At 64.6% G+C, this 7,594-nt stretch carries 5 protein-coding genes; 3 read left to right on the forward strand and 2 right to left on the reverse strand.

The annotated features are described in order from the left end of the window. Positions 1–374: 374 nt before the first annotated feature. From DVS29_RS06910 to DVS29_RS38105, 3 genes are all read left to right on the forward strand, one after another. Positions 375–1,793, forward strand: a complete 1,419-nt coding sequence (locus tag DVS29_RS06910; protein WP_118179664.1) for a nucleobase:cation symporter-2 family protein — start codon at positions 375–377, stop codon at positions 1,791–1,793. Positions 1,794–1,939: 146 nt separating this feature from the next. Next, positions 1,940–2,368, forward strand: a complete 429-nt coding sequence (locus tag DVS29_RS06915; protein ID WP_240655494.1) for a hypothetical protein — start codon at positions 1,940–1,942, stop codon at positions 2,366–2,368. A gap of 43 nt (positions 2,369–2,411) precedes the next feature. After that, positions 2,412–2,546, forward strand: coding sequence for a hypothetical protein (locus DVS29_RS38105; RefSeq protein ID WP_276314282.1), 135 nt, complete (start codon positions 2,412–2,414; stop codon positions 2,544–2,546). Positions 2,547–2,726: 180 nt separating this feature from the next. Here the strand turns inward: DVS29_RS38105 and DVS29_RS06920 are convergent, their stop codons facing one another. Then, positions 2,727–4,241 carry an efflux transporter outer membrane subunit gene (locus DVS29_RS06920; RefSeq protein ID WP_118179665.1) on the reverse strand — a complete coding sequence of 505 codons (1,515 nt, stop codon included), beginning with the start codon at positions 4,239–4,241 and terminating at the stop codon, positions 2,727–2,729. Positions 4,242–4,251: 10 nt separating this feature from the next. Then, the gene (locus DVS29_RS06925) at positions 4,252–7,473 is read right to left on the reverse strand and encodes an efflux RND transporter permease subunit (RefSeq protein ID WP_118179666.1); all 3,222 of its coding nucleotides are present in this window, start codon (positions 7,471–7,473) and stop codon (positions 4,252–4,254) included. Between the last annotated feature and the right edge of the window lie 121 nt (positions 7,474–7,594).

Genomic DNA, 7,594 nt, shown 5'->3' on the forward strand with positions numbered 1-7,594 from the left:
CCGTGGGCCTCATCTGTCGATCACATCGCGCCGCCCTTGCCGCGCTCCGCGAAAGCCATTCGCGGGTATACCCTGCCGCCCGCACGACCATTCCGAAATGGCGTTATGCGTCGTGCCGAATACAGTTCATGGACTCTCACGCATATCGCGCGGCGCCCGCTGCCGGTATGCCCCACCGGTGCGAAGGCGCCACGGCCCCGCACCGTCCGCCATCCCGCCTCTACGCGCAATCCGGGCGATCCGCCGCGCCCGTCCGGGACCGTCACGCATATGACCACCGGAAAGCCCGGAATAGACACCATCAGACTTGTCCGGTTTTATCGTCCCGCATACCTTGGAGTCATCCTAAAACACATGATGTGGAGAGAGACGCCATGCAATCGAAACAGGTCCACCCGTGCGACGAGCGACTGCCGGCAGGGCAGCTGCTCACGCTCGGTATCCAGCACGTGCTCGTGATGTATGCGGGCGCCGTCGCCGTGCCGCTGATCATCGGCACCGCGCTGAAGCTGCCCAAGGAGCAGATCGCGTTTCTGATCAGCGCCGATCTCTTTTCCTGCGGCATCGCCACGCTGATCCAGACCCTCGGCCTGTGGATCTTCGGCATCCGCCTGCCGGTCATCATGGGCTGCACGTTCGCCGCCGTCGGACCGATGATCGCGATCGGCACGAACCCGAGTCTCGGGATCCTCGACATCTTCGGTTCGACGATCGCGGCCGGCGTGATCGGCATCCTGCTCGCGCCCGCGATCGGCAAACTGCTGCGCTTCTTCCCGCCGGTGGTGGTCGGCACCGTGATCTCGGTGATCGGGCTCTCGCTGATGGAAGTGGGCATCAACTGGGCGGCAGGCGGCGTCGGCAATCCGGATTACGGCAATCCGGTCTATCTCGGCCTGTCGCTCGTCGTGCTGATGCTGATCCTGCTGATCAACAAGTTCGGCCGCGGCTTCGTCGCGAACATTTCGGTGCTGCTCGGCATTGTCGCGGGCTTCGTGATCGCGGCGCTGCTCGGCCGCGTCAACATGGACGGCGTGACGGCCGCGCCGTGGGTCGGCTTCGTGATGCCGTTCCACTTCGGGCTGCCGCACTTCGATCCGCTGTCGATCGCGACGATGGTCACCGTGATGTTCGTCACGTTCATCGAATCGACCGGCATGTTCCTCGCGGTCGGCGACATGGTCGAGCGTCCTGTGGACCAGAAAGCGCTGGTGCGCGGCCTGCGCGTGGATGGTCTCGGCACGCTGATCGGCGGCATCTTCAACTCGTTTCCGCACACGTCGTTCTCGCAGAACGTCGGGCTGATCGGCGTGACGGGTGTGAAGAGCCGCTTCGTCTGCGCGACGGGCGGCGTGATCCTGGTGCTGCTGGGGCTGTTTCCGAAGATGGCGCAGGTGGTCGCTTCGGTGCCCGCGTTCGTGCTGGGCGGCGCCGGCATCGTGATGTTCGGGATGGTGGCGGCAAACGGCATCAAGGTGCTGTCGCGCGTCGACTTCACGAAGAATCATCACAACCTGTTCATCGTCGCGGTGAGCATCGGGCTCGGCCTCGTACCGGTCGTATCGCCGCATTTCTTCGCGAAACTGCCGGCCGCGCTGTCGCCGCTCCTGCATAGCGGCATTCTGCTCGCGTCGGCTTCGGCAGTGATCCTGAACATCATCTTCAACGGCGTGAAGAACGAGCGCGGTGCGCGACGCGACATCCACCGCGCGGGAAACGACTTCGACGGACGCACGGGCAATGAAGGCAACCCCGCCGCGGGCGACAACCTGATGAGCGCCGCGGACCTGCATTAACCGGTTTTGCCAGCAGAGAACGCCACGGCTCGCCGTGGCGTTTTTTTTTTGCGATAGCGCCAGGCCTGTTGGCTATGTCTTTCGGAATGCTTGTCGACGCCGTACTTCAGGATCTCGGGACATGTTCAACCTGCGGGTGCGTTCAAGTGTCCCTGGCGCTCTTCTTCTGGATCTGGCTCAATGTCGGCGTGCCGCTGATCGGGCCGGTCGTCACGCTCGCGCTCGCCGTGCCAGCACACGGCGTTACCGTCATGAAGCCGCTGATTGCGGAATCGGTGGGCCGCCGGCAACTGCTATGGACCGCGAACGGCCTGGCGGCCAGCACGATCTACGAGGCATTGATCGCGCTTTGCCTCGTGATCCGCTTCGCGTGCTCGGTCATCGTGACAGTGTCGTTGATCAAGAATCACGCGGGTCGGATACCCCGGGCCCGCATGGGTTCAGCCAGATCGAAGCGACCGGGGGATGCCCGGTCCGCACGTGAGGCACCTGCGCCGCTGGTCCTGCATGAGTTGATCGCTCTCTCGGCAATCAGCGCGGCTATTTCCATCGCTTTGCATACCTACACAAACTGATCTTGGCTGGTTTCTCAATCCTCTATGTTATGGAGCAACAACAATGAACAGATTTATCCGCTACTGCTACGAATCGCCGGAGAACTGCGACACGGTCATCAAATGGACTGCCGGCATCGCCTGCGGTACCTCGGCTATCGGCCTGGTCGCGCTGACGGTTATGCGTATTCTTATGTGACACGCCCTCGCGTTCCGATCCGTATGTCGGAACGTGCCTCCACCAACCGGCCACCCACCGTGCGCGGACAAGAAAAAAGCCGCTACCGGTCAATCAACCGGTAGCGGCTTCGATCTTCATCAGGGCGCCAGGAGTCGTCCGATTCCTGGCACGCGTCGTCAAGACGCAATCAATACCTCATCAACCCGCCGGCGGCGCCGACGCAGCCACCGGCGCGCTCGCCGAACCGTAGTCGGTCGGCGCATCGGCCGGCCGCGGCTGGTCGCCCGTATGCTCGATCCAGCCGCCACCCAGGTACTGGTACAGGTCAACCAGGTTGGTCAGCCGCGCGAGGCGCGCGTTGATCAGCGTCTGCTGCGCGGTGTACAGATCGGTCTGTGCAGTCAGCACGGTCAGATAGCTGTCCACGCCGTTCTTGTACCGCAGCTCCGACAGATCGAGGCGGCGCTGTTCCGCCTGCGTGTCGCGCGCGAGCGCATCGATCTGCTGGTCATATGTGCCGCGTGCCGCCAGTCCGTCCGCCACTTCGCGGAAGGCCGTCTGGATCGCTTTCTCGTACTGCGCAATCTGCACCTTCTTCTCGACGTGCGCGAGATCGAGGTTGGCGATATTGGTGCCGCCCTCGAAAATCGGCGCCGTGATCGACGGCGCGAACGACCATGCCGCCGACCCAGCCTTGAACAGCCCGCCGAGCGTCGGGCTCTCGGTACCGAACGTGCCGGTCAGCGAGATCTTCGGGAAAAACGCCGCGCGCGCGGCGCCGATGTTCGCGTTCGCCGCCAGCAGCTGCTCTTCCGCTTCCATGATGTCCGGACGGCGGGTCAGCAGATCCGACGGCAAGCCGGCGGGGACGTCGGTCAGGATGTTCTGGTCGTTGAGCGGCAGCCCCGGCTTCAGGTCCGCAGGCAGCGGCTCGCCGATCAGCAGCACCAGCGCGTTTTCAGCCTGCGCGCGCAGACGCGCCTGCGCCTGCTGGTTCGCCGTGGCCTGCTCGACCACCGTCTGTGCCTGACGCAAGTCCAGCTCCGTGCCGGTGCCGGTATCGAACTGCAGTTTCGTGATGCGATACGAGTCCTGCGCGGTCTTCAGCGTGTCTTCGGTCACCTTCAGCAGATCGTCGTACGCGAGCACCGTCAGGTACTGGTCGGCCACCTGCGACACCAGCGACAGCTGCGCCGCCTTGCGCGCCTGCGCGGTCGCCAGGTACTCGTGCAACGCCTGATCTTTCAGGCTGCGAATGCGGCCCCAGAAGTCGATTTCCCACGATGCGCTCAAGCCCACCGTATAGGTGGACGAAAGCGTCTGGCCGAAGTACGTCAGGTCCGCCGGCGTACGCGCGCGGCTGCCGTCCGCGACCGCGTTGAGCGTCGGGAACAGCTGCGCGCGCTGGATCTGGAACTGCGCGCGCGCCTCTTCGACATTCAGCGCCGACACCCGCAGATCGCGGTTGTTCTTCAGCGCGATCTCGATCAGCTCCTGCATCCGCGGATCGACGAAGAAGTCGCGCCAGCCGAGATCCGCGGCAGCCACGCCATTCGCCGTATGTCCCGCCGCCGCTGCGGGCTGCGTGTCGTACACGCCGCCGGTCGGGAAGGTCGCCGCGACCGGCGCGGCCGGCCGGTCGTAGTGCGGCTCCATCGTGCAACCCGCGACGACGAAGGCCGCCGCGATTGCGATCAACGATATTTTTTGCATTGCCTTGTCCTCAGCTCGCCGACCCGTTGCCCGAACCGCCCGAGCCACCTGAACCACCGCCACCACCTTGCGGATCGTGCGGATGGTGCTCGTCATAGTGGCGCAGCGCCTCGTCCGGATCTTCCTTCTCGCCCGCAAAGCTCGCCCGGATCACGACGAAGAACATCGGGATCAGGAAAATCGCGAGGAACGTCGCGGTCAGCATCCCGCCGATCACGCCCGTGCCGATCGCGTGCTGGCTCGCCGAACCCGCGCCGTTACTGACCGCGAGCGGCAGCACGCCGAGCACGAACGCGAGCGACGTCATCAGGATCGGTCGCAGCCGCAGACGCGCCGCCTCCAGCGCCGCTTCCACCGGCCCCATGCCCTCGCCCTGCTGCAGTTCCCGCGCGAACTCGACGATCAGGATCGCGTTCTTGGCCGACAGACCCACCGTGGTCAACAGACCCACCTGGAAGAACACGTCGTTCTCGAGACCGCGCAGCGTCACCGCGAGCAGCGCGCCGAGCACGCCGAGCGGCACCACCATGATCACCGCGAACGGAATCGACCAGCTTTCGTACAGCGCCGCGAGACACAGGAACACGACGAGGATCGAGATGCCGTACAGGATCGGCGCCTGCGAACCGGACTGGATTTCCTGATACGACAGACCCGTCCATTCATAGCCGATACCCGCGGGCAGCTTCGCCGCGATCTTTTCCATCGCCGTCATCGCCTGGCCGGTACTCTTGCCGGCGGCCGCCGCGCCCTGGATTTCCATCGCCGAGATGCCGTTGTAACGCTCGAGCTTCGGCGAACCGTACGTCCAGTGGCCGGTCGCGAATGCGCTGAACGGCACCATCCCGCCCGCACCGTTACGCACGTACCAGACGTTCAGATCCGACGGGTTCATGCGGAACGGCGCGTCGCCCATCAGGTACACCTTCTTGATCCGGTTGTCCGTATCGAGGAAGTTGTTCACGTACTGCGACGCCCACGCGATCGAGAACGTCTGGTCGATCGTCGACGCGGAGAGACCGAGCGCCAGCGCCTTTTCGCGGTCGATGTCGACCTTGAACTGCGGCGTGTCGTTCAGGCCGTTCGGGCGCACCAGCGCGAGCGTCGGGTCCTTCGATGCCATGCCGAGCAGCTGGTTGCGCGCGGCCATCAGCTTCTCGTGACCCAGCCCGCCGCGGTCTTCCAGTTCGAAGTCGAAGCCCGATGCGGTGCCCAGTTCAGGGATCGACGGCGGATTCACCGGAATCACGACCCCGTCCTTGTACGACGCAAAGTGTCCGAACATGCGGCCGACGAGCGCCTGCACCTTCTGGTCCGCGTGCGTGCGCTGCGAGTAGTCCTTCAGGCGCACGAACACGAGACCCGAGTTCTGGCCACGGCCCGCGAAGCTGAAGCCGTTCACCGTGAACACCGACTCGACGATGCTCTTCTCGTCGTTGAGCAGATAGTGCGAGATGTTCTCGAGCGTGCGGCCCGTGGTTTCCTGCGTCGAGCCCGACGGCGTCTGCACGATCACGAACATCGTGCCCTGGTCTTCGTCCGGCAGGAACGACTTCGGCAGACGCACGAACAGCATGCCCACCGCGACGATCACCGCGAGATAGATGATCAGCCAGCGGCCGGAACGCTTGATCACATGGTGCACGCCCTTGTGATACTGGTCGCGGCTCTTGTCGAAGTTGCGGTTGAACCAGCCGAAGAAGCCCTTCTTCTCTTCATGATGGCCCTGCGGGATCGGCTTGAGAATCGTCGCGCACAAGGCCGGCGTGAGAATCAGCGCGACCAGTACCGAGAGCACCATCGCCGCGACGATGGTCAGCGAGAACTGCCGGTAGATCGCGCCCACCGAACCGCCCGAGAACGCCACCGGCACGAACACCGCCGACAGCACCAGCGCCACGCCAACCAGTGCGCCGGTGATCTGGCCCATCGCCTTGCGGGTCGCGTCCCTCGGCGATAGCCCTTCCTCCGCCATCACCCGCTCGACGTTCTCGACCACCACGATCGCATCGTCCACCAGCAGGCCGATCGCGAGCACGAGACCGAACATCGACAGCACGTTGATCGAGAAGCCCACCGCCGCCATGATCGCGAACGTACCGAGCAGCACCACCGGCACCGCGATCGTCGGGATCAGCGTGGCCCGCAGGTTCTGCAGGAACAGGTACATCACGAGGAACACGAGGACGATACCTTCCAGCAGCGTCTTGATCACTTCCTCGATCGACAGGCGCACGAACGGCGTCGTGTCGTACGGATACTTCACGACGAGGCCATGCGGGAAGTACTTCGACAGCTGGTCGATCTTCTGGCGCACCAGCTTCGCGGTCTGCAGCGCGTTCGCGCCCGTCGCGAGCTGGATACCGAAGCCCGCCGTCGGCTGGCCGTTGTACTTCGTATCGAAGTTGTAGTTTTCACCGCCCAGGTCGATGCGCGCCACGTCCTTCAGCAGCACCTTCGAGCCGTCCTGGTTCACCTTCAGCAGCACGTTGCCGAACTGCGCGGGCGTCTGCAGCAGCGTCGATTCGGTGATCGTCGCCTGCAGCGCCTGGCCCGCGACCGCCGGCGTACCGCCCAGCTGGCCGCCCGCGATCTGGACGTTCTGCGCCTGCAGCGCGGTCACGACGTCGACCGGTGTGAGGCCATAGTTGGTCAACCGGTTCGGGTCGAGCCAGATCCGCATCGCGTACTGCGAGCCGAACAGCGTGACGGTACCGACGCCGTCGATCCGGCTCACCGGGTCTTCGACGTTCGACGCGACGTAGTTCGCGAGGTCGTACTTCGACATGCTGCCGTCTTCCGACACGAACGCCATCACCAGCAGGAAGCTGCTGCTCGACTTCGTCACCTTCGTGCCGAGCTGCTGCACGACTTCCGGCAGGAGCGGCGTGGCGAGCTGCAGCTTGTTCTGCACCTGCACCTGCGCGATGTCCGGATTGGTGCCGGCCGCGAAGGTCAGCGTGATGGTCGCCGTGCCCGAGTCGTCAGAGGTGGACGACAGGTACAGCAGGTGGTCGAGACCGCTCATCTGCTGCTCGATCACCTGGGTGACGGTGTTTTCGACCGTCTTCGCCGAAGCGCCCGGATAGGTCGCGGAAATCTGGATGGATGGCGGCGCGATGGTCGGATACTGCGCGACCGGCAGCGTGAAGATCGAAGCGATCCCCGCCAGCATCAGGACGATGGCGATCACCCACGCAAAGATGGGGCGATCGATAAAGAACTTTGCCATGAAGCAGGCTCCCTGTTATTACGCGCCCGAGGCCGCCGAGCCGGCTTGCGCCGGTTGCGCGCCCGAGGCGGCCGTGCTGCTGGCCGCGGCGCCGCTCGCGCCGGGCGCCGCTGCGCCGGCT

It is taken from the genome of Paraburkholderia phosphatilytica, assembly GCF_003443895.1.
Classification (GTDB): Bacteria; Pseudomonadota; Gammaproteobacteria; order Burkholderiales; family Burkholderiaceae; genus Paraburkholderia; species Paraburkholderia phosphatilytica.